This is a genomic window from Marinifilum sp. JC120 (genome assembly GCA_004923195.1).
GTDB lineage: Bacteria > Desulfobacterota > Desulfovibrionia > Desulfovibrionales > Desulfovibrionaceae > Maridesulfovibrio.
The window spans coordinates 1-369 of record RDSB01000254.1 but is presented as its reverse complement, the minus strand read 5'-3'; the positions used below and the strand labels follow the sequence as shown (position 1 = coordinate 369).

Here is a 369-nt window from a genome sequence, read left to right as displayed (position 1 = left end):
TACGATCTGGATACAACTCTTTAACCGATGAAATTACAGCTTCTAATTCTTTAGGATGATGTGCATAATCGTCAATATAAACACAATTATCAAATTTAAATCTTGCATCAAATCTACGTACAACTCCTTCAAATTCACGAATAGAACAATGCAATTCCTCAGCAGAGACACCACTTTGAAGAGCTACTGCCATAGCAATAACAGAATTTTCAATATTTACTTTCCCTGGGTAATTCAATCTTAAGGATTTAATAATCCCCTCCGGAGTATGTAAATCAAATTCATATGCACCCTCTACCAACCTTAGATTTTCTGCAAAGTAATCGGCACTGGAGTTATCCAGCGAATATGTATATGTTCTTTCCGGAA

General features: G+C 35.2%; 1 protein-coding gene. It reads right to left on the bottom strand.

Annotation, left to right across the window (positions count from 1 at the left end; genetic code table 11):
* Window positions 1-369 (bottom strand): UDP-N-acetylmuramate--L-alanine ligase (locus D0S45_21000; protein ID TIH02084.1); only part of this gene is annotated, 369 nt, incomplete at both ends.